The sequence below is a fragment of the uncultured Winogradskyella sp. genome, assembly GCF_947498005.1.
In the GTDB taxonomy this organism is placed as follows: Bacteria; Bacteroidota; Bacteroidia; order Flavobacteriales; family Flavobacteriaceae; genus Winogradskyella.
This window is the reverse complement of the sequence record NZ_CANMIW010000001.1, coordinates 49,205-75,189: the sequence shown is the minus strand read 5'-3', so window position 1 is coordinate 75,189 and position 25,985 is coordinate 49,205. Positions and strand designations below refer to the sequence as shown.

The following is a 25,985-nucleotide window of genomic DNA, read 5'->3' as shown; positions in this document are numbered from 1 at the left end:
TTTATTGACTTAATCCTAAGTAATACCAACGATTATTTTCTGTTACAAAAGTCGATTTTTCATGAATAACATCCACTTTTCCGTTTTCAAAGAAATAAGCGTTAAAGGTAACAATTCCATTAACATCATTTTTAGTGCCTTCTGAAGTTTCTAGGATTTCGAGTCTAATCCATTGTACAGATTTTGCCCATTTCACAATTGCTTTTTTCTCTTTTATTGGTCGTGTAGATTGGTGATGAGTAGCCATTAAATAATCGCCATTGGCAAGGACAAAAGCGGAATATCTAGAACGCATGAGTTGTTCGGCTGTTTCTGTTTTTCCGTGGTTGAGATGGAAAACTTCACAGCAGTCTTGGTAGGTTTTGGTCGTTCCGCAGTAACAGTTCATTGTTTTTAATTTTGCTCAGACCTGTCAGGTTTTTAAAACCTGACAGGTCTATTTAAATCAAACCCAGTCCACTGGATTTTGCAATACTTTAATCAGTTTTTCTTCTTCGCTTCCAGCTTCAGGATGATGGTCGTAAACCCATTGTACATGTGGTGGTAAACTCATTAAAATACTTTCAATTCGCCCATTAGTTTTTAAACCAAATAACGTGCCTTTATCATGCACCAAATTGAATTCTACATAACGTCCTCTTCTTATTTCTTGCCAGTCGCGTTGCGCTTTTGTGTAGTTTAATTTTTTTCGTTTTTCAACAATCGGCACATAGGCTTCTAAGAAACTATCGCCAACTTCAGTGACAAAGTCGTACCAGTTTTGCATACTCATCTCATCTGTTGCTTTGCAATAATCAAAGAATAAACCTCCTAAACCACGCCTTTCATTTCGGTGTGCGTTATAAAAATACTCATCGCAACGGGCTTTGTATTTGGCATAAAACTCGGGATTATGCTTATCGCAAGCCGTTTTGCAGGTTTGATGGAAGTGTTTGGCATCGTCTTCAAACAGATAATAAGGTGTTAGGTCTTGTCCACCGCCAAACCATTGGTCTACAATATTGCCGTCTTTATCATACATTTCAAAATAGCGCCAATTTGCATGAACGGTTGGCACCATAGGGTTTGTAGGATGCAATACTAAACTTAGTCCGCAAGCAAAGAAATCGGCATCTTCTACACCTAAGTATTTTTGCATAGAGTCTGGTAATTTCCCATGAACACCAGAGATATTGACACCACCTTTTTCAAAAACGTTACCGTTTTCTATAACGCGTGTTCGTCCGCCACCACCTTCTGGGCGTTCCCAAATATCTTCTTGAAACGTGGCTTTGCCGTCTACGGCTTCAAGTTTAGAAGTGATAGTGTCTTGTAATTGGTGAATGTATTTGAAGAATTTGTCTTTGACCTTTAAATCTCCTGTCAGGTTTTCAAAACCTGACAGGTCTTTTTTAGCAGTATCTTGATGCATATAATTAAAGTTTTCTAAGTTTTCGAATAACGAAATTACATCGTCTTTTTTTGAATCGATTATACTTTCACTATTTATTAAAAAACTCTGAAATGATGAGAATTTATAACTGGAAAAATCCGCTGTTATTTTGTGATTTTCGGGATTTTTATGAACGTATATAATTAGGTTTTTAAGATATTCTTCGTCTTTAATCAGTTTTCTTTTAAAAGGACGTTCAAATAAAGTGCCAGTTCTAAAATTCTGTTTATTGAAAGCTTTGCTGTAAGCATTAAATAAATTTGAAAATGCTTGTGAGGCATCGTCATTTTTAATTTCAACTATAAAATGAAAGTGATTATTAAGTAAACAGTAACTTAGAATTGCAATAGAATCAGAAAGATGTTTTTTAACTAAAGTTAAAAAATATGACATATTATCGTCATCTTTAAAAATGTTGGTTCCATTAACTCCTCGGTTATAAATGTGAAAAACATGCCCTTTTTTTAATTTTTCCATAGTCAAATTCTACTTAATTATTATCATTTGGGTTAATACCTGTCAGGTTTTGGAAACCTTACAGGAATCAGAAACTAACTCGTACAACTCCATATCCAAAGGTGTTTCTCCAATTGGTGTAAACTCATTAATCAAGGTTTTTATCCACGTAAAATTATTTTTTAAAGCCACATTTACACTCGCTAAATTGTCTTTATGTGCGATTATTTGAAGTGTTTCTAAGCTTAAATTATTAAAAGCGTATTGAGACAAGTGTTTAATCGCTTTAGAAGTTAGGCCTTTCCCTTCAAATGTATAGCCAATACAATACGCAAATTCGCCTTGCTTGGTTTCCCAATTCAGTTCTTTGAGATAGATTAATCCAGCTAGTTCCCTTGTTTCAGAATGTTTTAATGTGAATAGAAATTCATCTTTGTTTTCAAAGGCTTTCACTTTTGACTCTACAAAATAATTAGATAAGGTCGGATTAAGATTTTGTTCTAAAGTTTTGGGGAAATAGCGTTTTAATCGGTCTTCATTGGCCACACAGAAATTACAAACTTTCCAAGCGTCTCCACTATGGATTGGATTAATTTCGAAACCGTTAAATAGTGCAATCATTATACGACTACTGTATTTTGACTTAAAGTTTTTTCCTGTTCAATTAATTTTACGGTATTAAGCGAAGATGCTGTTACACTCATTGGTAAAACGAGAATAACACCCACCACAGGAATTAATAAAAACAGCATAAAAACGATACCATTTCCTATGGCAATGCCTTTATGTCTTCCAACAAATTTTACGCTTTCTCTGTATTTATAATGACGTTCTAAAGTATAATCCATATTACCAAAACCTGCGTAATAAGCTTGTAACAGAAATAATAAAACGGTTGAAAATATATTAATAATCGGAATAAATTTTAATACCAATAATGGAATTGTAAACAATAGTTCTTTACCTAAATTTCTAATGTTTATTCTAATCCCTCTCCATAGTTGTTCTTGAAACGAGGTTTTTCTATGGTTATGACGTTCTATACCTGTGAGATGGGCTTCAATTTTTTCTGAAACCGGACTCATAAATGGCGCAGAAAATGCCATGATAATATGTTTGTATAAGATAAGCCCAATCGCGATAACAACAATTCCTCCAATAAAAGTAGAAATTGAAGCAAAGGTTTCACTTCCCCAATCCCAAGGCCAAATATTCGCAATAAAACGACCAATATTATCTGACAAACCGTAAGCGGATAATCCTATGATAAATGCTGTTACAACACTAATGATTATAGGAATAGCAAAATACTTCCAAAGTTTTAATTTTGAAATTAAAGCTAACGTACCTGTGTAAGCTTGGATACCTTTTAATATATTCTTTATCATATTATTGTTTTTGATGATGATTACTTAAAAGACGCAAAAAGAGGCTTCAAGTTACAATAATTGATGACTAAACTCGCTATGCTTTAAAGTTCACTTCAAAAGTTAGGAATATTTAAACACTTTTTAAAATGAGTAAGCCGTCCGAGTTTGTGTTCCTTCCCAATTGGGAATCCCGATAGCTATCGGTAAGGATGGGTTTTAGCTTTTATATTCTTTTACAGCATCAATAAATGCTTTTGCATTCTCTAAAGGAATATTTGGTAAAATACCATGACCTAAATTAACGATATATTTATCTTTTCCGAAATCATTAATCATCTGAGTAACCATCTTTTTGATTTCTGCAGGTGGCGAAAATAAACGTGTTGGGTCAAAATTACCTTGTAAGGTAATGTTTCCTCCTGTTAAGTATCTTGCGTTTTTAGCAGAACAGGTCCAATCGACTCCTAAAGCTGAAGCGCCAGATTTTGCCATTGTATCTAAGGCAAACCAACAGCCTTTTCCAAAGGCGATTACTGGTGCGTCGTCTTTTAAAGCATCAATGATTTGTTGAATATATTGCCAAGAAAATTCTTGATAATCTACAGGCGACAACATGCCTCCCCAAGAATCGAATACTTGAACGGCATTACAACCTGCTTTTACTTTTTCCTTTAAATAGGCAATGGTTGTATCTGTAATCTTCTGTAATAGCTGGTGCGCAGCAATTGGATTTGTAAAACAAAATTCTTTGGCTTTATCAAAGTTTTTAGAGCCTTGTCCTTGCACACAATAACATAAGATGGTCCATGGCGAACCAGCAAAACCAATTAACGGAATTTCATCGTTTAGTTTTTCTTTAGTCGCTTTTATAGCTTCGTAAACATAGTTTAGAGCCTCTTTGACATCAGGAACAATAACATTATTCACATCCTTTTGAGAGCGAATAGGATTTGGTAAATAAGGGCCAAAATTAGGTTTCATCTGTACCTCAATATTCATCGCTTGTGGAATCACTAAAATATCTGAAAACAAAATTGCAGCATCCATTCCGTAACGACGAATTGGTTGAACCGTTATTTCACTTGCTAATTCTGGTGTTTGGCAACGTGTAAAGAAATCATATTTCGCTTTGATTTCCATAAACTCTGGTAAATATCTACCTGCTTGGCGCATCATCCAAACTGGTGGGCGTTCTACGGTTTCGCCTTTTAATGCTCTAAGGAATAAATCGTTTTTTATCATGTTAGCCTTTGGCTTTTGGCTATTAGCTTTTGGCTTTTCGCCAGTTACTATTAGCTGTTTTTAATCTTGCTTATTAAACTATTTATCATTCTTGCCTCTTTATGAATAAGTTCAAAAATGACTTTTAAATTTTCTTCAGGAATAAACTCGAGTTCTTTAGAAATAATTAATTGTGTTTCAACTTCAAAAAGTGAACCCATTGCTATTTCAAGAAATCGTTTAAATTCTATATCACTATTTCTACTGCATCCTTCAGCAATATTGGATGGAATTGAAACGGCTGCTCTTGTAACTTGACTTCTTAAACCAAACTTTTCTTCTGACGGTAATTGCTGAGAAAGGACATAAACTTGTTTAACAATTGTAATTCCATTTTTCCAAATTTCAAGTATCCTAAAATTTCTCATATTTTCAACTTTTAACTTTTCACAACAGTGATGCTAACAGCTAACCGCTAAAAGCCAATAGCAATCACAAATAATACGCATTAACCAACTCCACAACACTCTCTACCAAAGGTACTTTAGCAACTCTTACATCTTCAAAATACTTTTTGGCTTCAGTTGCCGTCGTTTCTCCTATACAAAATGCAATACCTTTTGCTTTGTTTTGTTTTAAGAAACTTTGAACCGTAGATGGACTGTAAAACATTACACCATCTAAATCGCCTTCTACTTTTTCGGCATCAAACTTTGTCTCGTAGGCTTCTACTTCGTTGACTTTTATGTTGTTTTCTGATAAAATATCTGGAATAGTATCTAATCTTAAATTACTACAGAAATACGTTGCTTCTGCACCATCCATAAGTTCCACCATATGGTCGGCTAAAGCTTTTGCATTCTGTTCGTAATGCTTCACTTTTCCTATGCGTTTTTCAACAATACGCTTCGTTTTTCGACCTACACAATAAATATTTTTGAATTGTAATTCTGCGGCAGAAAAGTTAGTCAATAAGGCTTCAACAGCATTCTGACTGGTAATAATAACATTTTCAATTTCGTTACGAACGATGTTCTTAGATAATCGGTTAGGATTAATTTTTACAGAATCATTGCTTTGTGCAACCACGTCATCATGAAACTGAGCAACTTGGTCGTTGGTTAGTTTTTTTGTGGAATATATATTAGTGATTTTATCGCCTTGCGTTAATTCGTCAATTAAAACCTTACCACCTTTACCAATGATATAATCCGCACAAAATTCAGCAACTTCTTCATGTTTACCTAAAGGCACAACTTTAGTGACTTCAATCTTTTTGGTGCCATCTTTACTTAAAAGAATACCTTTAAAATTAACTTCTTCCTCTTTATTGATGTAACAAATTGCTCCAATTGGTGCAGTACAACCACCTTCTAAACGGTTTAGGAATTCGCGCTCAATTGAGGTACAGATTTGAGTGGTTTCGTCGTTGATTTCTGATAGGATAGTTCTTGTCTCCTCATCAGCTTCTAAAGCCGTAATCATAATAGTACCTTGTGCTGGTGCAGGAATCATCCAACCTAAATTAATAGAGTTTTCTGGTGTAATATTTAAACGACCTAAACCTGCACCTGCGAAAATAGCTCCATTCCAATCGTCGTTGGTTTCAAGTTTTTCTAATCTAGAATTGACATTACCGCGTAAACCAACTATTGTATGCGTTGGGTAACGGTTAAGCCATTGTGCGCGTCGTCTTAAACTTCCGGTTGCTATAACGGCATCTCTAGCAGATAAAAACTCTTCATTGTCTTTAAAAACCAAAGTGTCATTAATGTTTCCACGTTTTAAAACAGCAGCTTGTACAATGCCTTTAGGTAAAACTGTTGGCACATCTTTTAAGGAATGCACAGCAATATCAATATTACCATTTAGCATGGCTATATCTAGGGTTTTTGTAAAAATTCCTGTAATACCAAGTTCGTACAAGGGTTTGTCGAGAACTAAATCTCCTGTTGATTTTACGGGAACAAGTACGGTTTTATGACCTAAATGTTCAAGTTGAGATTGAACAGTTTTTGCTTGCCACATAGCGAGCTGGCTGTCGCGTGTGCCAATGCGAATTAATTTAGACATTATCGGTAGTTTCTAACTGAAATATTTTTTTGATAAGCTCAATGCTTTCATCTGAAGACGTACTATCTTCTCTTAAGTGGTGTGCAAACTGATTTGTGATTTTCTGAATTAAATTATTCGTAATTAATTCTGCCTGGTCTTCATTAAAATCAGACATTTTTTTACGTTGCGTATTGAATTCAGAATTTTTAAAATCTGTTAATTTATGTTTTATAGCCTGAATGGTTGGGACGAATTTTAGGGTGTCTAACCATGCATTAAATTCGGCTGTAATGTCTTCTATTATTGATTCAGCTGCAGGAATAAAGGCTTTGCGTTTTTCTAAGGTGTCATCCGTTATTTTCGCTAAATCATCTAAGTGTACTAAGGTAATATTAGAAAGGTCTCTAATATCTTCGTTCACATTTTTAGGAATTGATAAATCTAATACCAATAATGGCTTTTCAGTTGAGATTAAAGACTTATAAATCGTAGGGTTTTGTGCGCCTGTTGCAACAATAACAATATCTGAAGCATTAAGTTCTTGGCTTAAATCTTCGTAATCTTTTACCACAAGATTAAATTTGCCAGCAACTTCTTCAGCTTTTGTTTTTGTTCTGTTGATTAAGGTAATATGAGAATTCTTAGTATGTTTTACTAAATTTTCGCAGGTGTTTCTTCCAATTTTTCCAGTTCCGAAAAGTAGAATATTCTTTTCAGAGATGGTTTCTACGTTATTCATAATATATTGAACAGAGGCAAAAGAGACAGACGTTGCACCAGAAGATAATTCTGTTTCGTTTTTAATGCGCTTACTAGCTTGAATTACAGAATTCACTAAACGTTCTGTAAATGAATTTAACAATCCTACTTTTCTAGATGCTTTTGCACCGAATTTAAGTTGACTTATAATTTCAAAATCACCAAGAATCTGACTGTCTAAACCAGAACCCACACGAAACATGTGGTTAATGGCTTCTTTGTTTTTATGAACATATGCAACCTCTCTAAATTCTTCAACGGTTCCTTTTGTGTTATCACACAATAACTGAATCAGTTGAAAAGGGTGTTCTGCAAAACCATAAAGTTCAGTTCTGTTACATGTAGAAATAACTAATAGGCTATCTACACCATTTTGTTTTGCTTGAGACAAAACGTTTTGTTTTGCATCATCGCTTAAACTAAAATGACCACGTACGCGCGCATCAGCTTTTTTATAGCTGAGGCCTATAGCGTAAAAATATTTGCTTCTGTTTGGCATGTGTTGCTTTACTCGTTTACCTGACTTAGGAAAGTAACAGCGCAAATGTAATTTTGATATTTATAAAAAAACAACGCTAGAAGAACTTAAAGTATCGTTTCTGGTTTTTTAAGATAGTTTTTCACTAAAACATGATAATTATCATATTTTTGTAGTGTAATCAAGGGTTTTTAAAGCTTTTGTTTAGAACGAATCTAAATAAGATTGAAATGAATTTAGAAAAAATGGACTCGAAAAGTATCGCTAAAGGTACTTTTGATGAAACTCATATTGAAGATGGCTTTTTTATTATAACAAGTAAAAACGATAACGATACCGCTAAAGTTCTTGAACGTGAGATTGATAGCAGTTATATTCAATTTCATTTTTGCAATAAGGGATCCGCGGCATTTATGTTTAATCAAGGTAATTATACCCTGAATATAGATGAGGAAACCTCGTTATTGCTTTACAATCCACAAAGAGATTTACCTATACATTTAGAATTACGTCCACATTCCTGGTTGGTTTCTTTAGTAATATCTATTGAAAAGTTTCATGGCTTATTTTCTGACGATGCTAATTATGTAACCTTTTTAACTGAAGATAATAAGGATAAAAAATATTATAAGGACGGTAAAATATCGCCTTCAATGGCTGTAGTATTGAATCAGTTAATTAGTTTTAATCTTAACAATTCCATTAAGTCCTTATATTTTAAAGGTAAAGCTTATGAGTTATTAAGTTTGTTTTTTAACCGAAGTGAAGATGCTGATATTGAGCAATGTCCTTATTTAGTAGATGAGGTTAATGTAGCGAAATTAAAGAAGGCAAAAGATATCATTATTGCCAATATGGCTGAGCCACCAACTTTACAAGAATTAGCAGATGAAATAGAATTAAGCCTTAAAAAATTAAAAGAAGGTTTTAAACAGATTTATGGCGATTCGGTTTTTAGTTTTCTATTCGATTATAAAATGGAAGTGGCACGTAAACTTTTAGAATCTGGTGATTATAACGTTAACGAGGTTGGTCTAAAAGTTGGGTACAGTACAGGTAGCCACTTTATCGCTGCTTTTAAAAAGAAATTTGGTACTACGCCTAAGAAGTATATTACGGCTTCTAGTTAATAATTGTAATAACCATCCCGTCCACTTGGTGTAACTCGCTCTCTATCCTTGTAGATAGCTAAATTGATAATTTCTGTGTACTGCTCTTCTAGTTCTTTAGTTTTATCAACTATAGTTCCGTAGCTTTCTGATTTAGAATAATATTCTACAACCAATTGGGTTGGATCTTTCGGTTTAATGAATGATATGTAATGTAAGGCTTCAACCTTACCAGAATAGTCATCGTCCTTGTCTACTTTAAAGAAATACATCACAGCATTTTTATTGCCTTTATCGGTTACAAAACCGCGTTTAAAAAGGAACTGAATTGAATCTTGTTCTTTTTCATAATTAGCATTAGCTAATAACTTTGATTTAGCAAACTGCTGTTGGTCAATTTTAAATGATTTTAGCTTCTTTAATAGTTTAGCATCATCTAGTTCTTCTAACAGTAAATATTGGTTTTCTTCATCGTCTACTAATTTTTCCGTCAATTTTGCTGGTATGTCTTCTTTCGCCTTCGTTAATAATACATAATACTTTACTAGCGCATTTTTATCGTCGACGTTTAATAGTTTTTCAAAGAAATCTTGAGCTGAACGTTCCTTTCTATAAGGGAAAATAAGCCTTACATACGTTGATAATGTGTACGAGTAAGAGTTGTAACCATAGCCAGTATTTCCGAGATTACGTTTCACTTCAATTTTTCCATCATTGATGAGTTGACTTTTATACTTTTTATAAGATTTTCTCTTAATTAAACCACTATCTGCAGCTCTTACCAATAAATTATAGAGTGGCTGTTTGTATTCTGAAATGGTTGTATATTCTAATATTTTTGGAAATAAAGTCGCTTTTAAAGCTAAAGAATCTTTGCCGTAGTAATTATAAAACATGCTGCTTACATTGCCTAAAGGTAAATCGCGTTCCATCAATTCTAATGCTATTTCATAATTCTCCTCTTCATTAGAATTAAACAATCCATTTAAAATCGCCGTTTGTGTTTGTGTATCAGAATAACTATCATGATACAGCTGCTTAATAAAAGGCAAATTGTTTTTTAAATCTATTTCTATTAGTTTTCCTACTAAATGAGATTTAATGTCTAATCGTTCTTTTTCGAATTCAAAATCTTTTAAAACAGAAACAATCTCTTTGCTGTTATGCTTTTTAAATTTAATTAAACCATAGGATTCTAAGATTATACTATCCTTGGCTCTAAGCGCTTCAAAAAACTGTTGAGTCTTATCTTCTAGAACGCTTTTACCCATAAGTGTATCAATAGGTGTAAAGGAATCGTAAAATTCTGTAACAAATTTTGAAGGTCCACTTATAGAATCTACCAACGTTTTTAATTCAAAAAGTACGCCTTTTTTCAATATGTTTTTAACTAAAACTTGTTTCGCACTTGCAGAATCTGTGTAGCTAAAGCGATTGGTGTAGATAGAGTCTTTTTTAGATGATGAACGGTTAGAAATTTTGAATTTTTTACTGTCATTATAGTAATATGAGCTGTAATTCACTTGCTTTTCTAAGCTAGACCAAAGACTATCTATGTTATGATACATTTGCAAATCGTGAAACTTAGTTCTAGAAATTGAAATTTGCTCATTAGCATTTGTAGAATATGTTGTTTCATTTACTTTCTGCTCGTAATCTTTATCTTTTTTTCCACTGTTATAGCCATATCCATAACCATAAGGATTTGGTCCTGGTGCTTTTGAGTTTGTATTAACTGAAAAGTGTAACGTAGTATCTATAACTTTTTTAAATTCTGGATATTCGGTTTTATTGAATTTAAATGATTTAAAAAACGCAGATTTATCAGCTTCATCTGTACCAACATAACCAAGTAAATAATAGCTTCCGTCTTTTACAATTGTTTTTAAATGTAGTCTTTTATTAGACGTAGAATCTAAAAGGGCTTTAGACTCATATGTTTTATAATCACCAGCTTTAAAACCACCTTTTTCTTCTTTTAGTTTGTAGTTTTTATATAATGCATGATGAAAATATTTCGCCTCAAAACTATCCTCTTCAATGTAAGACATATCGTTAAGTGCTGCTTCTTCAACAAAATAATAAGCATCGTTTTTATGACCCTCAATAAGTTTTTTACCAAAATTATTTATGTTGCTAGAAACATAGTATTCAGGAAAATTGACTTGAAACTTTTTATTTGGTGAAACAAATAATTGAGTGTCGTTTGAAGGTGTTTTTAGTGATATTGAATCAAATATTTTGCTTTGGTGTTTTAGAACAAAATCACTTCTACCAGCAAATTTTATAATAATAATTTCTAATGGCGTTTGATAAATATGGTATTTCTGAAACTCGCCTTTCTTTGTTTTGTTAACAATACTAATTCCTGGATATGGACTTGTTAGTTCTTCCTTTTTTATAATATCTCCTGGAATATCTTCATAGAGCAAATGATCTATTTCTTTAAGTGTAATATTTTCTTTTTCGTTTGGTAAATATGTAAAGCGACTAATTCTATTCATGGTGAGATAAGCTCCATTAGTCATATCTGGATCTAAGTAATATTTTTGCCCACCATACGAGAATTCACGCAATTCATCATAAGTATTTATACTAAGAAAATTATCTGGTGTACTATGGTTTTTAAGAACAGGTGCAATAAATAAACTATCTAATTTCGTTTTTTCGGTTTTACTATAATCCGTTTGGTCTGATGTTAAGGATGTTACTGTGTAACCTCTTTCTCTTAACATATTAATCATGCCTTGTTTACCTGGTAAATGTGCTGCACCAACACCTGCAAACACAGATTTAGTTGGCATTAGGTCTATTAGAGATACAACCATATTCTTATTACGAATATATAGCATGTTTTCTCTATAGAATTCTGTATTTACACCAGCACCAATAGAATCTAATAGATCTAAGTTTCTATCGCGATACAAATTTTCTTGAATTAAATATGGGTTTTCCTTAGCATACAGTTTTTGAACCCAGGGATCTAACTCTTTTTTATTGGCATTATAAGCTGCTTTAGTAGTTAAATAGCGAGACTCTGCTAAATCTTCTAAAGCATAAATATCTTTATTATTTTTCTTACCAGCTTGAAAGATAAACATGTCTAAATATGTTTCTTCTTCAAAATTATCTGAAGCATAGCTTTTTCTATATAAATAGGCATTAACTGCATTATTGTCCATTCTTACAGATCCTCTAATAGCCATTTCTTCAGGATGTGTAAGCTTAAATAAGTTGGTGTAAAACTCATTACTATTATTGTTATATGCAGACATTTGATCTAACATCATATCATAGTTAAAACCTGGCCAAGTTGTTGGGTCAGATTCTAAAGCAATACATTCACTTTCATTAAGCGCTTTATAAAAAACGTCATCTAAACGGAATGCTACTTTTTTACTCACGTGCATAGTACCATATAAATAAGATGGTTTTTCTAATCCGTTACCAGTGATTTTCCAGAGTAAGCTTTGATATTGTTGTTGAGAGAAAGCGATTGTTGTAAAAAATGTAAGAAATATAAATAGGATTTTTTTCATAATATGTTTTGGTCGAGTCTTGTAAAGATATTTAAATCCTTTAAATAGCCATATATAATTAATAAAACTCGTTAAAAAGAAATAAATATAGATGTGAATTATGAATAGTTTAACTACAAAAGCCATAAAATATTTTGTGATATCACTATTAATAAAAGCAATACTATTCTTCTTATACTATTGTAATTAGTGTTGTATTTTTGTGTTAGAAAAAAAAACGCATGTCAAAAGGAATTTTATTAGTCAATTTGGGCTCTCCAGACAGTCCAAATCCAAAGGATGTAAAAAAGTATCTCGGAGAATTTTTAATGGACGAACGTGTTATTGATTTACCATTATTAGCGCGCACGTTATTGGTTAAGGGTATAATTTTAAATACTAGGCCTAAGGCTTCAGCTGCTGCTTATAAGAAAATTTGGTGGGAAGAAGGTTCGCCTTTAATTGTTCTATCAGAACGACTTCAAGAGAAACTTCAAAAGAAAGTGGATTATCCTGTTGCGCTAGCTATGCGTTATGGAAGTATGACCATAAAAAAAGGATTACAAGAGTTGGTAGATAAGGGCTGTACAGAAATAAAAACCGTTCCTTTGTATCCTCAATTTGCCATGGCAACGACAGAAACTATTGATGTTAAAGTAGATGAGTTGGTTTCTGAATTTTTTCCTGAGGTAAAAATCACAAGAACACCTGCATTTTATCATCGTCAAGACTATATAAACGTACTCTCTAAAAGTATAGGAGAAGTTTTAAATGATTTAGATTATGAGCATATTCTTTTTAGCTATCATGGCGTGCCAGAACGACATATTAGAAAAAGTGATATTACCAATGGCAATTGCAAAATGAATGGAAAATGTTGCTTTAAAAAAGGCAGTAAGCAGCATGAGTTTTGTTACCGTCATCAATGTGAAATTACAACCGTAAATGTCGCTAAAAAATTAGGCTTAAAAAATGGAACGTATTCTACAACCTTTCAATCAAGACTTGGGTTTGACCCTTGGTTAAAACCATATACAGATCGAACCATTGAAAGAATGGGTAAGGAAGGTATTAAAAAAATGGCTATTGTAACACCTGCTTTTGTGAGCGATTGTTTAGAAACTTTAGAAGAAATTGCTATGGAAGGAGAAGAAATTTTTCACGAAATGGGAGGTGAAGAATTCACTGTTATTCCGTGTCTTAATGAGCGCGACGATTTTACCGAAGTACTTGCAAATATTGCTAACGAATGGGTAAATGCTGAAAATATAGCCATATAATGGCAAAAGTATCGTCACAAGATTTAGGGACTGAACGTATTGGTAAATTGCTAATAAAGCAAGCTGTGCCTGCAGCTATTGGTATATTGGTAATGTCGCTAAATATCTTAGTAGACACTATTTTTGTTGGTAATTGGATTGGTTCTACTGCTATAGCGGCTATTAATGTTGTACTACCTGTTTCTTTTTTTATTGCGGCATTGGGCATGGCCATTGGTGTTGGAGGTTCTTCAATAATCTCGCGAGCTTTAGGTGGAGATAACAAACCAAAAGCCTTAAAGACTTTTGGTAATCAGTTGTCTCTTACCTTTTTGTTTACAATTACATTTGCTGTATTTGGTTTGTATTTTGTAGATACGCTAATACCTGCTTTTGGAGGAAAAGGAAATATTTTTGAGCCTGCAAAAATATATTACGAAATTATACTTTACGGTGTTCCTATTTTGGGCTTTGTAATGTTGGGTAATAATGTAATAAGAGCAGAAGGTAAACCAAAATTTGCCATGTATGCTATGCTAATTCCATCCGTTGGTAACTTAGTTTTAGATTATGTTTTTATTAATGTTTTAGATTACGGAATGGCTGGAGCAGCATGGGCAACTACTGGTTCTTATATTGTTGCGTTCTTATTTATATTCTGGTATTTTTTATCTAAAAATTCTGAATTAAAAATTAACCTTTCGCATTTTGGTTTTAATAAAGCTATAGTGTCAGAAATAAGCTCTTTAGGATTTGTTACTTTAGCCAGACAAGCCGTTGTAAGTGTAACGTTTTTATTAGTCAATAATGCGCTTTACGATTTTGGTGGAGAAACTTCGGTAACTACATATGCTATTATTGGTAGGTTAAGCATGTTTGCGTTATTTCCTGTTTTTGGCATAACACAGGGCTTCATACCAATTGCAGGTTATAATTTTGGAGCGGAAAAATACGATAGGGTAAAAGAAGTCATTTTTACAGCTATAAAATATGCTACAATTTTAGGCACTATTGTTTTTATAGCACTTATGTTTTTTCCGGAAGTAATAACCAAATGGTTTACAACAGATGCAGATGTTATAAGAGAAACACCAAGTAATATGAGATGGACGTTTGCTGCTGTGCCAATTTTAGCACTACAGCTTATTGGAGCAGCGTATTTTCAGGCTGTAGGTAAAGCATTACCAGCCTTGTTATTGACCTTAACAAGACAAGCCATTTTCTTTATTCCGTTAATGTATATTTTGCCGTTATATTTGGGAGAATTTGGTATATGGTTATCATTTCCTATTGCAGATTTCCTTTCTACTTTAGTAACGGCTTATTTTTTATATCGTGAAGTGAATTTAAATCTCAATCCAAAAACAACAGCGTAACATTTTTAATCTGTAATTTTACATAATTGTATAATTTTTCAACTTACCGTTTTATCTCATGGAATATTACAACTACATAAAATCGTTGCATCTCATCTTTGTAATAACATGGTTTGCTGGCTTGTTTTATATTCCTAGATTGTTTGTATATCAAATTGAAGCTTTTCATAAGCCATCACCAGAAAAGGAAATCTTAGGTAAGCAACTAAAATTAATGTCAAAACGGTTATGGTTTATAATTACATGGCCCTCTTCAATTTTAGCAACGCTATTTGCGGTTTGGTTAATGATATTAATGCCAAGTTGGTTTCAGCAAAGTTGGATGCATGTTAAATTACTATTTGTGTTTTTGTTATTTATTTATCATTTTAAAACTCATCAGTATTATAAGCAACTTCAAAATGATGAGGTTTTAGTAACCTCAAGTTATATGCGTATTTGGAATGAAGGTGCAACATTTATCTTATTTGCCGTTGTGTTCCTTGTAATCCTAAAAAGCTCAATCAATTGGATTTTTGGAATTATTGGTTTAGTAGTTTTAGGTGTTTTAATTATGTTAGGCTTTAAGCTTTATAAAAACATAAGGGCTAAAAACCCTGAAGCATAAAAGTTTGTTTTAAAAATTAAAGTATTCATAAATTGAGGTTATCGCTTCAATAGTTTGGATTGATTATTGTTATATTTAAAACTTATAATTCAGTATAAAATTTAGCGTTCAAGATAATTTAAATGAATAAAAAACGTCTGTCCTTAAGAGCTCGTATCATTATAAATATGGTGCTTTTAGTATTGGTAGCTTCGGTTTTAATAGCCGCAGTAACCATTTATCAATATCGTGAAGAGGCAAAGGATTATCATAAAGAACGTTTAGAGCGCAAAGAAAAGGCGATTAGGCAAAGTATTGACTTTGTAATAAGAGAGACGACTTACCCAAAGACTACAGATAAAATTCCACTTATATTTAAAGATGAAATATTTGATATAGATGCTATTCATAATCTACAGATCAATCTTTACGATTTAAATGGTAGACTACTAAAGAGCTCAAAACGAACCATATTACGAGATTCTACTGAGGCATTTTTAGATCCTATAATTTTAAAAACTTTAGCGAACACTGTAGACCATCGTTATGTTGTAAAAAACAAGGAAGCTGGTCAAACATTTCAATCATCTTATACATATATAACAGACGAAAAATTTAAAACATTAGCCATTTTAAATTTACCTTATTTAGAAAATGATGATTTTTTAAATAAGGAACTAAAGGAGTTTTTAATGCGATTGGCTTATGCCTATTTGGTTTTAATATTTGTAGCTATAGTATTTGCTTATTTTATATCTAAGTTCATTACAAAATCACTGAGAACAATTAGTGATAAAATGAATGAAACACGATTAGAAAAGCGAAATAAAAAAATTCAAATAGAATCTACAAGTGAAGAGATTGAAGCGCTAGTAAATGCATACAATAGTATGATAGATGAACTCGAAGCAAGTGCAGTGGTTTTAGCAACAAATGAAAGAGAACAAGCTTGGCGAGAAATGGCAAAACAAGTAGCCCATGAGATTAAAAACCCGTTAACTCCTATGCGGTTAACGGTACAGAGTTTTCAGAGAAAATTTGATCCACAAGATGAAAACATACATCAAAAAGTCAATGAATATAGTAATACTTTAATTGAGCAAATAGACACCATGAGCTCTATTGCATCTGCATTCTCTAATTTTGCTAAAATGCCAGCACAGAAGAGCGAAAACTTAAACGTTGTAAATATTGTAAAGTTAGCACTCGATATTTTTAATGAGCATTACATTGAGTTTTATCCAGAAACCGAAGAAATAATTGCAAAATTTGATAGAACGCAACTTATAAGAGTGGTCACAAATTTGGTTAAAAACGGTATTCAGGCTATTCCTGAAGATTTTGAGAACCCTAAAATAAAGGTAAGTGTTGTTAATGAAGGCGATAATGTTAGTATTATTATAGAAGACAATGGTTCTGGTATCGCAGAAGATACTAAAGCTAAAATTTTTGAACCTAAATTTACAACCAAATCTAGCGGAATGGGCTTAGGCTTAGCTATGGTAAAAAACATTGTAGAAACTTATAACGGAAGTATTACCTTTACATCTCAATTAGAAAAAGGGACAACATTTAAGGTTACTTTTCCTAAAGAATAATAAACTTAATCTATATGGCTTACAACAACATTATATCTAACTACTCAAATGGTATTACTACCATAACAATTAATAGACCTAAAAAGTTAAATGCCTTAAATAAAGATACTATACAAGAATTACATGATGCATTTGACGATGCAGAAAACCATAAGGAAACAAAGGTTGTAGTTATCACAGGTAGTGGAGAAAAAGCTTTTGTTGCAGGTGCAGATATTAGTGAATTTGCAGATTTTAGTATAAAAGAAGGAGGTAAGTTGGCAGCTCAAGGCCAAGCACTACTTTTTGATTTTGTAGAAAACTTAAGTAAACCAGTAATAGCAGCAGTAAACGGTTTTGCGTTAGGTGGAGGATTAGAATTGGCAATGGCTTGTCACTTTAGAATCGCAAGTACAAATGCAAAAATGGGGTTACCTGAAACTTCATTAGGCGTAATTCCTGGTTATGGAGGAACACAACGTTTGCCGCAACTAGTTGGTAAAGGTAGAGCAATGGAGATGATAATGACCGCAGGTATGATTGATGCAAATCAAGCATTAAACTATGGTTTAATAAATCACGTCGTAGCACAAGAAGAATTATTACCGTTTGCAGAGAAAATTGGAAGCAAGATTATACGAAACTCATCTGTAGCCATAAGTAAAGCTATAAAAGCTATTAATGCAAATTATAAGGACGGAAAGGATGGATACGAGACCGAAATTAAGCAATTTGGAAAATGCTTTGGCACTAATGATTTTGTAGAAGGTACAACCGCATTTTTAGAAAAACGAAAGGCCAATTTTCCTGGTAACTAAGTGTGTCTAGTTCTTTAACTTTTATTTAAAATGTTGAAGTTCAACAAAGTTAGCAATGTATAGAAGTAACGAAATTTTCTAATTAGAATAAATAAAATGTTTTAAACAAAAAAAAGTGGGTTCTCTACTACCCACTTTTTTAACTAAATAAATAAACTAATAATATATAAACAACAATTTATATTCTAAAATTTTTGACGAACACTCTGTCGTTAGACTTGATGATGGTTGTGTAATCTCCATCAAGAGTTTCATCTAATTTGTACACACGGTTTAAAATCTTTTCTCCTTCAACTATTTCTGAATGGATTAATTCTCCTTCAAAATAAAGCTCAATTTCCATGTTTTCTGCATCTAAAGCTAATTTAGAAATTAATATTCTAGAGTCTTCTGTTCTTACTACTGGAGTATGAATCATTTTTTTGTCAGAATCTATAACAGAAACCACATTGTTTTTTACTTCAATAGTGTTAAGTTCAATTTTAAAATCTTTGGTAACTTCTACATTATACGTTCCGTTTTTTAACTGTGTAAAATCAAAAAGTGTAATTAGGTTACCGCTATAATTAATTTCTCCACTGTAGATAACTTCACCAGAAGTATCTGATACAGAAATGTAATTTCCTTTTTCAACGTGGTTGTAAGAAGACTTAACTTCCGCAACTTCGTTTGCGTAGCTTGTATATGTTCCTAACACTACAGCTGCTACTAATAATTTTTTAAATACGTTTTTCATAATAAAATTGTATTACGTTATTACTGATACAAATATATATTGAATTGTAAGTATAGAAAACATCATAATTGCCTGATTTGTGTGTTATTTTAACCGAATAGCCTATTGTCTTAATAGTGTTTGTTAAAATAGTATAGATTTATGATAATTTGCCATAGATTCAATTTTTACCTCAATTTTAGAGCAATTAAGAAGTACCCAATAATTAAGCTAAAAATTACCATCTACATATAATTATATGGTGTAGTTGATATTGACTTAATGGATGGAAGGACTTTAATTATTAATAGGTATCGGTATAATAAGATGAAATCTGTTTTTTTGCTGTAATTATCGTGGGTTTTATATCTGAACAGGATTTAATGTTTAAGCTGCAAGGCAAAAAAAAAGGTAAGCTGTACAAGCTTACCTTTTTTCTAGTTTAAATTAATAGGACATCAATTTAGATTTTGAAATTTTTTACAAACACTCTATCATTAGTTTTAATAATAGTTGTGTAGTTGCCTTTAAGAGTTTCATCTAATTTAAAAACGCGATTAAGGATTGTAGATCCAGCTAGAGTTTCAGTATGGATAAGATTACCTTTATAGTAAATCTCTATTTCCATGTCTTCACCATTTAGTGCTAATTTAGAAATAATTAGTTTAGAGCTTTCGTTTCTAACAACTGGTTTGTAAATAACCATTTTGTTTGTTTCTAAAATAGATACTATAGTATCGTTAACTTCTATTGTACTTATTTCTATTTTATATCCATTAGTGACTTCTACATCATATTTACCATTTTTTAATTGAGTAAAATCGTAAAGTGTAATGAGGTTTCCGCTATAGTTAATTTCTCCACTATAGATGATTTCTCCAAAAGCATCTGAAACAGAAATATGGTTTCCTTTCTTTACGTAGTTAATAGTAGTGTTAACTTCTACAACTTCGTTTGCGTAGCTTGTACATGTTCCTAACACTACAGCTAATACTAATAATTTTTTAAATACTTTTCTCATAATAAATTGTATTAAGTGATTACTGATACAAATGTATAGCGCATTTACTATCTAGAAAACATCAATTTTGGCATGTTTATATGTAAAATTAACCGGTTTACTCAAAAGGTGTTTCTTGTGGGTTAAAATAGAATATTTTTGAGTTAATTTTAGTGATGTGAGATATTCGGTTGTAATTTTAGATTTTGATCTAAGACTTAGATATAAATTTTGTTTTGTACTTGCTAGAAGAAAAGTTCTTTAGTTTAATTTATAGCTAAGTATCTTACACCAAAATAGGAGATATAATCATAAAGTTAAGTTGCTTTGAAGATGATTCAGGAAAGTATAGCAAATAAAAAAGTGGGCTCTTGGCCCACTTTTCAACTAATAAAACTAATGTATAAACAATAATCTATAATTTGAAATCTTCAACATACACACGCCCATTTGCTTTAATGATTGCAGTGTATTCTCCTTTTCTTGTTTTATCTAATTGGTAAACTCGGTTTATTATATCTTCTCCTTTTACGGTTTCAGTATAGATTAAGTCATTTCCAAAATATAACTCTATTTCCATATGATCTGTGTCAATTGCCAATTTAGATACAATAACTTTAGAATCTTCTGATCTAAAAACTGGTTTGTAAATTGTAGAATTTGAGCTTTCTAAAAAAGTAACAACGTTGTTAAGAACTTGTATTTTGTTTATTTTAATTTCAAAATCCTTATTTACTTCTATTGTATAAACGCCATCTTTTAATTGAGAAAAATCATATAGATTTTGAATGTTTCCTGAATAGTTAATGCGACCGTTGTATACAACTTCTCCCGAAGCATCAGTAACAGAAATTAAATCGCCTTCATTTACACTGTTAAATGTACGTGAAACTTCTACTGTCGCATTTGCGTAGCTTGTGCATGTTCCTAACATCACTGCTAATACTAAAATGTTTTTAAATAATGTTTTCATAATATCTTGTTTTTAAGTTAAAACTGAATTTAAAACTTGTCTATTTTTTTTAGTGACAATTTTATTATCTATCAGATCAATTAAATCAACACTGCAAATTTATGGCAGCATTTCATTCTGGAAAACATCAATTTTGGCAAATTTATATACAAAATTAACCTTTTGAGGGTGTTAAATAAATATTAAGGTTAATTTTGTGTATGTTTTTGGTAATTCTACATAGAAAGTAATAATAATATACCTTAAATTTGTATTAATTGAGATGTTATGAAAGCAAGAAAACCTACTTTAGAAAAAATTAGCCCTGAATTTGGTAGCTCCTTAAAAGTAAGGAGGCATAAAATGGATGTTTATAAAGGTGAAAATAAGCCGTTTTGGCATTTTCATCCAGAGATTGAACTGGTATACGTTAACAAAGGTCAAGGGAAACGCCATATTGGCAACCATTTATCTTACTTTAATAATAGCCAGTTATTATTAATTGGACCTAATTTACCGCATAATGGTTTTACAGATCGTTTAACTATAAATGGTTCTGAAACCTTAGTGCAGTTTAAACCAGAATTTTTAGGAGATCATTTTTTTGATATTCCAGAGATGGAAAAAATCAACCTTTTGTTTGAGCGTTCTAAAAAAGGAATTCTGTTTGGTGTAAAAACAAAACAGAAGCTTGGTTCTAAAATAGAAAAGCTTAATGAGAAGGAAGGATTTAAAAAAATATTAATTTTATTAGAAGTATTACACGGTTTAGCAAAGTCTGAAGATTACACCTTGTTAAATGTAGATGGTTTTGCATTTGAAACAGAACCACAAGATAGTGCTAAGATTGATATTGTTTTTAAGCATGTTAACCAAAACTTTAAAGAACATATTAGTTTAGATGAAATAGCAGAAAAGGTAAGTATGACGGTTCCTGCATTTTGTCGCTACTTTAAAAAAGTAACAGGAAAAACATTTACTAAGCTCGTAAACGAATATAGAGTAGTACATGCTACTAAGTTACTTTCTGAGAGCCAAATGAGTATTGCTGATGTAAGTTATGAGTGTGGCTTTAATAATTTTTCACACTTTAATAAACTATTTAAGGAGTTTACTGGTAAAAGTGCCTCTAAATATCGAGGGGAATTAAAAATGATGATGGTTTAATACAATACGTTATACTTATGGAAGATAAAATAGATATCACAATTGCGTATTATACAAAGAAAGGGCAAGATATTTTAGATGCTGTAAATACTAATAAAACTTTAACTGCAGACCAGATTATTCATTATGGTGAAGAAATGGCAGCAATAGAGTATAAGTTAACAGCTTTAGAAGTTGCCAAAGAGAACTAAGTCATTTACTTCTCACCTTCCCATTCTGCGTAAAACTGTTTTAAAAACCCTTCCATATACTTATGGCGTTCTAAGGCAATACGTTTCCCAGTTTTAGTATTCATTTTATCTTTTAATAACAATAATTTTTCATAAAAATGATTAATTGTTGGCGCATTAGAAGATTTGTATTCAGCCTTAGTCATGTTAAGATTAGGTGTTACTTCTGGATCATAAAGCGCTCTATCTTTAAAACCTCCATAATTAAAACAACGTGCTATACCTATAGCTCCTATAGCATCTAAGCGATCTGCATCTTGCACAACTTCCATTTCTTTAGATGTAAAGGCTGTCGTTAGATCAAAAGTATTTTTAAAAGACATGTTATCAATGATCTGAGTAACATGTTCAATAATTTCACTGTCTACATTATGTTTTAAAAGAAAAATACTTGCAATCTTTGATCCCAAAGTTTCATCACCTTTATGAAATTTAGAATCTGCAATATCATGAAGTAAAGCTGCTAATGAAACAATGGTAATATCTACCTTTTCTTGTTTAGCAATTAATAAACTGTTTTTATATACACGCTCAATATGAAACCAATCATGACCGCCTTCAGCATTTTTTAATTCATTTTTTACAAAGTTAATTGTAGCGTCAATTAATTGAGCATCAGAAATTGTCATTATAATAATTTATGCAGGATCTACCCATTTAAACTGAAATGAATTTTCCGGTATTTTGATACGTTCAGATAAGCGATACATTCTAGGAGGTAATTTCATTAAATAATCTCTAGCTTTTTCTGCTTCTTCATTTAAGCCAGTCATGTTACCAATATCCCAACGATCTATAAGCTTTTGTAAAATATCTACATAATCATTAGAGGTATAAACACCAATACGCTGTGCAGTATTAGAAAATTCTTCAAAAGCAGCTCCTATACTTTCGCCAGATTCTCTTAAAAAGTGAGCAGGCATTGCAATTTTGCGCTTCATCATATCATGAAAAGCCATCATCATTTGATTAGGGTCTACAGCAAAAATACGTTCTACAAACTCAGAATAAGCATGGTGGTGACGCATCTCATCGCCAGAAATAATCTTACACATTTTGGCCAGTTGTTTGTTGCCTTTTTGTTTTGCAATCTTAGCTACACGATTATGAGATATGTACGTTGCTAATTCTTGAAAACTAGTGTAAACAAAGTTTTTATAAGGATCTCTACCTGTACCAATATCAAAACCATCGTTAATCAAATACTGAGTTGTTTTTTCTATCTCGCGCATGTTTACACGCCCAGATAAGTATAGGTATTTATTTAAAACATCACCATGTCTATTTTCTTCACCTGTCCAGTGTCGTAACCATGTAGACCAACCGTTGCGTTCTACTTGGTCCACACCTTCTACATCCATTAACCAAGATTCGTAGCTAGGTAATGCTTCTTCAGTAATCATATCACCAACTAAAACTACCCAAAAATCATAGTCTAATTCTTTAGAAAGTTCTCTAATTTCCCTTACCTCTTCAAAAAAGGTTTCTTTTTTAGAATCTGGTAAAAAATCTGATGGTTGCCAGATTTTTTCAACAGGTATTAAGTATTTCTCAATAAGAAACTGAACATCTTTTTCAAGATGTTGCATTACTTCTAATCGTATATTTTTTAAAGACATTTATGCAGTTATTTTTGATGGTTAACGCTCTATTGCTTCTACAATAGTTTGTTCAAGTTGCTGAATTAATTCAGCTTTATCAGTAAAGTTAACGATTTCTAAGGGCTTATGCACTGTAAATTTAATATGATTTCCTATTCCCATGGGAAATTGACCATATCTCAGCATTTTCCAAGAATTATTCACTGTGATTGGCACAATTAGAGCTGATGGAACTTTTTTCATTAGTAGTTCTAGGCCTTTTGTTTTAAAAGGTCTTGGTGTTCCATCTTTACTTCTAGTGCCTTCTGGGAAAATGACAGCGGCACGTTTTGTATTTTCAATATATTCGCCAAACTTCATCATTGCTGGCAGAGCTTGTCGTGGATTTTTTCTATCTATTAATACAGATCCACCATGCTGTAAATTGTAAGATATGCTTGGTATCCCTTTTCCTAATTCTTTCTTTGATACAAACTTGACATGGTGTTTACGCAAATACCACATTATTGGCGAAATATCATACATGCTTTGATGGTTGGCCACAATAATTATTGGTCTATCTGTGCTAATATCGTATGGATTTTTGAACGTAATTCTTGTACCTAATAGATTAAGGCATCGCATTATAGCAAATTGTAAGGCATCAACAGTGAGTTTTAGACCTTTGTAGCCAAAGACTCTGTGAGAAAACCATTGTATACCATGAAATATAACCAAGGTTAAACCAAAGCATAAATAAAATAAAACGGAAAGCGGATAGGCTAATAGTTTTCTCATATCACAAATGTAAATCAATGTCTTTTAAGCACAAAAAAACCACGAAATAATTCGTGGTTTTTTTATAACTGTCTAACGTATTAGAGCTAAAGTTTTTTAGCAATGCTCGTTATAAGCATCTTTAAGGTTTTCTGCGATTAAATCTGCAGGACGACCTTCAATATGGTGACGCTCTAACATATGCACTAATTCGCCATTTTTAAACAAAGCCATACTCGGTGAGCTTGGAGGAAAAGGAACCATGTGAGCTCTAGCTGTATCTACAGCTTCTTTGTCAACACCTGCAAATACAGTAACAATATGGTCTGGGCGTTTGTCGTTTTCAATACTATTCTTTGCTCCTGGTCTTGCATTTGCTGCTGCACATCCACAAACCGAATTTACAACTACTAAAGTTGTACCTTCTTTTGCTAATGCTGCTTCAACAGCTTCTGATGTATGTAATTCTTCAAAACCTACGCTAGTTAAATCTGCGCGCATTGGTTTTACTAATTCTGCTGGATACATATTTTTTAATTTTAATTAATCTTAATTTGAAGTGCAAAGATAATGAAAATTTATGCGCATTACACGGTCTTCAGTATGTAGTCTCAATAGAACTATTTTCGTTTTGAATAGTAACAAAAACCATAAAAGATAGACTAACAAATAGTATATTTGAATTTCATAAAAATAGATGATATGAGTTTTGCAAAATGGATTGGTGGTGCTTTGGGTTGGTCTTTTGGTGGACCAATAGGTGCAATTATAGGATTGGCTATTGGTAGCTTTGTTGATAATTTAAAAATTGGAGAAACCCCTTTATTGGGTGATCGCCAAACTGGTCAACAAAGAGGAACCTACAGAAAAACACCAAATTATGGCAAGCGTACCTCTTCTCGACCACAAACGCAATCTGGAGATTTTGAAGTAAGCCTATTAATTTTAGCATCAATTGTTATAAAAGCTGATGGTAAACAAGATCAACGCGAATTAGATTTTGTGCGTCAACAATTTACTAATATGTATGGTAAGGACAGGGCAAATAAAGCTTTTGAATTATTTAAACGTATAACAAAGCAAAATATTTCTACACGTCAAGTGTGTACTCAGATTCGTCAAATGATGGATCATCCATCACGTTTGCAATTATTGCATTTTTTATTCGGCATTGCAAAAGCAGATGGATTGGTAACTGAAGATGAATTAAGACAAATTTATACTATAACTGGTTATTTAGGTATTAGCAGCAGAGATTACGAAAGTATTAAAGCGATGTTTTATAACACGAGTGATAATGCGTACAAAATTCTAGAAATTGATAAATCTGTTTCTGATGATCAGGTTAAGAAAGCTTATAGAACTATGGCTAAAAAATACCATCCAGATCGCGTAGGTCACTTAGGTAAAGAACATCAAGATGGTGCGGAAGCTAAGTTTAGGCAAGTGCAAGAAGCTTATGAGCATATTCAGAAAGAACGTGGGTTTAAGTAAATTAAGACTGTTGTGAGTCTTTACCTTTCCTTTGTTTTTCTATATATTTAAAGTAT

At 32.1% G+C, this 25,985-nt stretch carries 25 protein-coding genes; 9 read left to right on the top strand and 16 right to left on the bottom strand.

The genetic code is table 11. The annotated features are described in order from the left end of the window. Position 1: 1 nt before the first annotated feature. The 8 genes from Q0891_RS00415 to hemA form a co-directional block, all read right to left on the bottom strand. Positions 2-388, bottom strand: coding sequence for a YchJ family metal-binding protein (locus tag Q0891_RS00415; protein ID WP_299098034.1), 387 nt, complete (start codon positions 386-388; stop codon positions 2-4). 57 nt (positions 389-445) lie between these two features. Next, on the bottom strand, positions 446-1,366 hold the full coding sequence (hemF, locus tag Q0891_RS00410; protein ID WP_299098756.1) for an oxygen-dependent coproporphyrinogen oxidase: 921 nt from the start codon (positions 1,364-1,366) through the stop codon (positions 446-448). A 585-nt stretch (positions 1,367-1,951) separates the two neighbouring features. Next, a complete protein-coding gene (locus Q0891_RS00405; protein WP_299098032.1) occupies positions 1,952-2,509 on the bottom strand; it encodes a GNAT family N-acetyltransferase in 558 nt (185 codons plus the stop codon). Further along, a complete protein-coding gene (locus tag Q0891_RS00400; RefSeq protein WP_299098030.1) occupies positions 2,509-3,276 on the bottom strand; it encodes an EI24 domain-containing protein in 768 nt (255 codons plus the stop codon). The genes Q0891_RS00405 and Q0891_RS00400 overlap by 1 nt, the downstream gene beginning before the upstream one ends. Before the next feature lie 198 nt (positions 3,277-3,474). After that, positions 3,475-4,500, bottom strand: a complete 1,026-nt coding sequence (hemE, locus tag Q0891_RS00395) for a uroporphyrinogen decarboxylase (protein ID WP_299098028.1) — start codon at positions 4,498-4,500, stop codon at positions 3,475-3,477. Positions 4,501-4,550: 50 nt separating this feature from the next. After that, positions 4,551-4,907: a four helix bundle protein gene (locus tag Q0891_RS00390; protein ID WP_299098026.1), complete on the bottom strand. Its 357-nt coding sequence runs from the start codon at positions 4,905-4,907 to the stop codon at positions 4,551-4,553. Positions 4,908-4,971: 64 nt separating this feature from the next. Beyond that, the gene (hemC, locus tag Q0891_RS00385) at positions 4,972-6,552 is read right to left on the bottom strand and encodes a hydroxymethylbilane synthase (RefSeq protein ID WP_299098024.1); all 1,581 of its coding nucleotides are present in this window, start codon (positions 6,550-6,552) and stop codon (positions 4,972-4,974) included. Further along, on the bottom strand, positions 6,545-7,792 hold the full coding sequence (gene hemA / locus Q0891_RS00380; protein WP_299098022.1) for a glutamyl-tRNA reductase: 1,248 nt from the start codon (positions 7,790-7,792) through the stop codon (positions 6,545-6,547). The genes hemC and hemA overlap by 8 nt, the downstream gene beginning before the upstream one ends. Positions 7,793-8,001: 209 nt before the next feature. Between hemA and Q0891_RS00375 the strand changes: the two genes are divergently transcribed. Further along, positions 8,002-8,901: a helix-turn-helix transcriptional regulator gene (locus Q0891_RS00375; RefSeq protein WP_299098020.1), complete on the top strand. Its 900-nt coding sequence runs from the start codon at positions 8,002-8,004 to the stop codon at positions 8,899-8,901. Here the strand turns inward: Q0891_RS00375 and Q0891_RS00370 are convergent. Then, positions 8,898-12,419: a TraB/GumN family protein gene (locus tag Q0891_RS00370; RefSeq protein ID WP_299098018.1), complete on the bottom strand. Its 3,522-nt coding sequence runs from the start codon at positions 12,417-12,419 to the stop codon at positions 8,898-8,900. The genes Q0891_RS00375 and Q0891_RS00370 overlap by 4 nt on opposite strands. 221 nt (positions 12,420-12,640) lie before the next feature. Here Q0891_RS00370 and hemH point away from each other — a divergent pair, with 221 nt between their 5' ends. From hemH to Q0891_RS00345, 5 genes are all read left to right on the top strand, one after another. Continuing rightward, complete coding sequence (hemH, locus tag Q0891_RS00365; RefSeq protein ID WP_299098016.1) at positions 12,641-13,678, top strand: ferrochelatase; 1,038 nt, start codon at positions 12,641-12,643, stop codon at positions 13,676-13,678. Further along, entirely contained in the window at positions 13,678-15,033 is a 1,356-nt protein-coding gene (locus tag Q0891_RS00360; RefSeq protein WP_299098014.1) for an MATE family efflux transporter, read from the top strand. Before hemH ends, Q0891_RS00360 begins: the two co-directional genes overlap by 1 nt. 58 nt (positions 15,034-15,091) lie before the next feature. Further along, positions 15,092-15,640, top strand: coding sequence for a CopD family protein (locus Q0891_RS00355; RefSeq protein ID WP_299098012.1), 549 nt, complete (start codon positions 15,092-15,094; stop codon positions 15,638-15,640). 122 nt (positions 15,641-15,762) lie between these two features. After that, the gene (locus Q0891_RS00350; RefSeq protein WP_299098010.1) at positions 15,763-17,217 is read left to right on the top strand and encodes an ATP-binding protein; all 1,455 of its coding nucleotides are present in this window, start codon (positions 15,763-15,765) and stop codon (positions 17,215-17,217) included. Positions 17,218-17,231: 14 nt separating this feature from the next. Further along, entirely contained in the window at positions 17,232-18,014 is a 783-nt protein-coding gene (locus Q0891_RS00345) for an enoyl-CoA hydratase-related protein (protein ID WP_299098008.1), read from the top strand. A gap of 178 nt (positions 18,015-18,192) precedes the next feature. On the opposite strand, the gene Q0891_RS00340 is transcribed toward Q0891_RS00345, so the two are convergent. From Q0891_RS00340 to Q0891_RS00330, 3 genes are all read right to left on the bottom strand, one after another. Further along, on the bottom strand, positions 18,193-18,750 hold the full coding sequence (locus tag Q0891_RS00340) for a hypothetical protein (protein WP_299098006.1): 558 nt from the start codon (positions 18,748-18,750) through the stop codon (positions 18,193-18,195). Between the two features lie 442 nt (positions 18,751-19,192). Next, positions 19,193-19,750, bottom strand: coding sequence for a hypothetical protein (locus tag Q0891_RS00335; protein WP_299098004.1), 558 nt, complete (start codon positions 19,748-19,750; stop codon positions 19,193-19,195). 394 nt (positions 19,751-20,144) lie between these two features. Then, positions 20,145-20,702, bottom strand: a complete 558-nt coding sequence (locus Q0891_RS00330) for a hypothetical protein (protein WP_299098002.1) — start codon at positions 20,700-20,702, stop codon at positions 20,145-20,147. Positions 20,703-20,969: 267 nt separating this feature from the next. On the opposite strand from Q0891_RS00330, the gene Q0891_RS00325 reads away from it, so the two are divergent. Continuing rightward, entirely contained in the window at positions 20,970-21,848 is an 879-nt protein-coding gene (locus tag Q0891_RS00325) for an AraC family transcriptional regulator (RefSeq protein WP_299098000.1), read from the top strand. A 17-nt stretch (positions 21,849-21,865) separates the two neighbouring features. After that, positions 21,866-22,039, top strand: coding sequence for a hypothetical protein (locus Q0891_RS00320; RefSeq protein ID WP_299097998.1), 174 nt, complete (start codon positions 21,866-21,868; stop codon positions 22,037-22,039). Between the two features lie 5 nt (positions 22,040-22,044). On the opposite strand, the gene Q0891_RS00315 is transcribed toward Q0891_RS00320, so the two are convergent. The 4 genes from Q0891_RS00315 to Q0891_RS00300 all read right to left on the bottom strand — a co-directional run bounded on the left by Q0891_RS00315 (position 22,045) and on the right by Q0891_RS00300 (position 24,963). Next, on the bottom strand, positions 22,045-22,707 hold the full coding sequence (locus tag Q0891_RS00315; RefSeq protein ID WP_299097996.1) for an HD domain-containing protein: 663 nt from the start codon (positions 22,705-22,707) through the stop codon (positions 22,045-22,047). Between the two features lie 9 nt (positions 22,708-22,716). Continuing rightward, complete coding sequence (locus Q0891_RS00310) at positions 22,717-23,697, bottom strand: acyl-ACP desaturase (RefSeq protein WP_299097994.1); 981 nt, start codon at positions 23,695-23,697, stop codon at positions 22,717-22,719. Positions 23,698-23,718: 21 nt separating this feature from the next. After that, positions 23,719-24,456, bottom strand: a complete 738-nt coding sequence (locus tag Q0891_RS00305) for a 1-acyl-sn-glycerol-3-phosphate acyltransferase (RefSeq protein WP_299097992.1) — start codon at positions 24,454-24,456, stop codon at positions 23,719-23,721. Positions 24,457-24,552: 96 nt separating this feature from the next. After that, positions 24,553-24,963, bottom strand: coding sequence for a BrxA/BrxB family bacilliredoxin (locus Q0891_RS00300; protein ID WP_299097990.1), 411 nt, complete (start codon positions 24,961-24,963; stop codon positions 24,553-24,555). 174 nt (positions 24,964-25,137) lie between these two features. On the opposite strand from Q0891_RS00300, the gene Q0891_RS00295 reads away from it, so the two are divergent. Beyond that, the gene (locus Q0891_RS00295; protein WP_299097988.1) at positions 25,138-25,929 is read left to right on the top strand and encodes a TerB family tellurite resistance protein; all 792 of its coding nucleotides are present in this window, start codon (positions 25,138-25,140) and stop codon (positions 25,927-25,929) included. Positions 25,930-25,985: the final 56 nt, after the last annotated feature.

Bases quoted from the DNA above. Each gene is read 5' to 3' on its own strand.
- Q0891_RS00325 (WP_299098000.1), top strand. From the start codon at position 20,970: ATGAAAGCAAGAAAACCTACTTTAGAAAAAATTAGCCCTGAATTTGGT.
- Q0891_RS00370 (WP_299098018.1), bottom strand. From the start codon at position 12,419: ATGAAAAAAATCCTATTTATATTTCTTACATTTTTTACAACAATCGCT.
- Q0891_RS00340 (WP_299098006.1), bottom strand. From the start codon at position 18,750: ATGAAAAACGTATTTAAAAAATTATTAGTAGCAGCTGTAGTGTTAGGA.
- hemA (WP_299098022.1), bottom strand. From the start codon at position 7,792: ATGCCAAACAGAAGCAAATATTTTTACGCTATAGGCCTCAGCTATAAA.
- Q0891_RS00345 (WP_299098008.1), top strand. From the start codon at position 17,232: ATGGCTTACAACAACATTATATCTAACTACTCAAATGGTATTACTACC.
- hemH (WP_299098016.1), top strand. From the start codon at position 12,641: ATGTCAAAAGGAATTTTATTAGTCAATTTGGGCTCTCCAGACAGTCCA.
- hemC (WP_299098024.1), bottom strand. From the start codon at position 6,552: ATGTCTAAATTAATTCGCATTGGCACACGCGACAGCCAGCTCGCTATG.
- Q0891_RS00295 (WP_299097988.1), top strand. From the start codon at position 25,138: ATGAGTTTTGCAAAATGGATTGGTGGTGCTTTGGGTTGGTCTTTTGGT.
- Q0891_RS00315 (WP_299097996.1), bottom strand. From the start codon at position 22,707: ATGACAATTTCTGATGCTCAATTAATTGACGCTACAATTAACTTTGTA.
- Q0891_RS00355 (WP_299098012.1), top strand. From the start codon at position 15,092: ATGGAATATTACAACTACATAAAATCGTTGCATCTCATCTTTGTAATA.
- Q0891_RS00400 (WP_299098030.1), bottom strand. From the start codon at position 3,276: ATGATAAAGAATATATTAAAAGGTATCCAAGCTTACACAGGTACGTTA.
- Q0891_RS00415 (WP_299098034.1), bottom strand. From the start codon at position 388: ATGAACTGTTACTGCGGAACGACCAAAACCTACCAAGACTGCTGTGAA.
- Q0891_RS00330 (WP_299098002.1), bottom strand. From the start codon at position 20,702: ATGAAAACATTATTTAAAAACATTTTAGTATTAGCAGTGATGTTAGGA.
- Q0891_RS00300 (WP_299097990.1), bottom strand. From the start codon at position 24,963: ATGTATCCAGCAGAATTAGTAAAACCAATGCGCGCAGATTTAACTAGC.
- Q0891_RS00390 (WP_299098026.1), bottom strand. From the start codon at position 4,907: ATGAGAAATTTTAGGATACTTGAAATTTGGAAAAATGGAATTACAATT.
- Q0891_RS00375 (WP_299098020.1), top strand. From the start codon at position 8,002: ATGAATTTAGAAAAAATGGACTCGAAAAGTATCGCTAAAGGTACTTTT.
- hemE (WP_299098028.1), bottom strand. From the start codon at position 4,500: ATGATAAAAAACGATTTATTCCTTAGAGCATTAAAAGGCGAAACCGTA.
- Q0891_RS00305 (WP_299097992.1), bottom strand. From the start codon at position 24,456: ATGAGAAAACTATTAGCCTATCCGCTTTCCGTTTTATTTTATTTATGC.
- Q0891_RS00350 (WP_299098010.1), top strand. From the start codon at position 15,763: ATGAATAAAAAACGTCTGTCCTTAAGAGCTCGTATCATTATAAATATG.
- Q0891_RS00320 (WP_299097998.1), top strand. From the start codon at position 21,866: ATGGAAGATAAAATAGATATCACAATTGCGTATTATACAAAGAAAGGG.
- Q0891_RS00405 (WP_299098032.1), bottom strand. From the start codon at position 2,509: ATGATTGCACTATTTAACGGTTTCGAAATTAATCCAATCCATAGTGGA.
- Q0891_RS00310 (WP_299097994.1), bottom strand. From the start codon at position 23,697: ATGTCTTTAAAAAATATACGATTAGAAGTAATGCAACATCTTGAAAAA.
- Q0891_RS00335 (WP_299098004.1), bottom strand. From the start codon at position 19,750: ATGAGAAAAGTATTTAAAAAATTATTAGTATTAGCTGTAGTGTTAGGA.
- Q0891_RS00360 (WP_299098014.1), top strand. From the start codon at position 13,678: ATGGCAAAAGTATCGTCACAAGATTTAGGGACTGAACGTATTGGTAAA.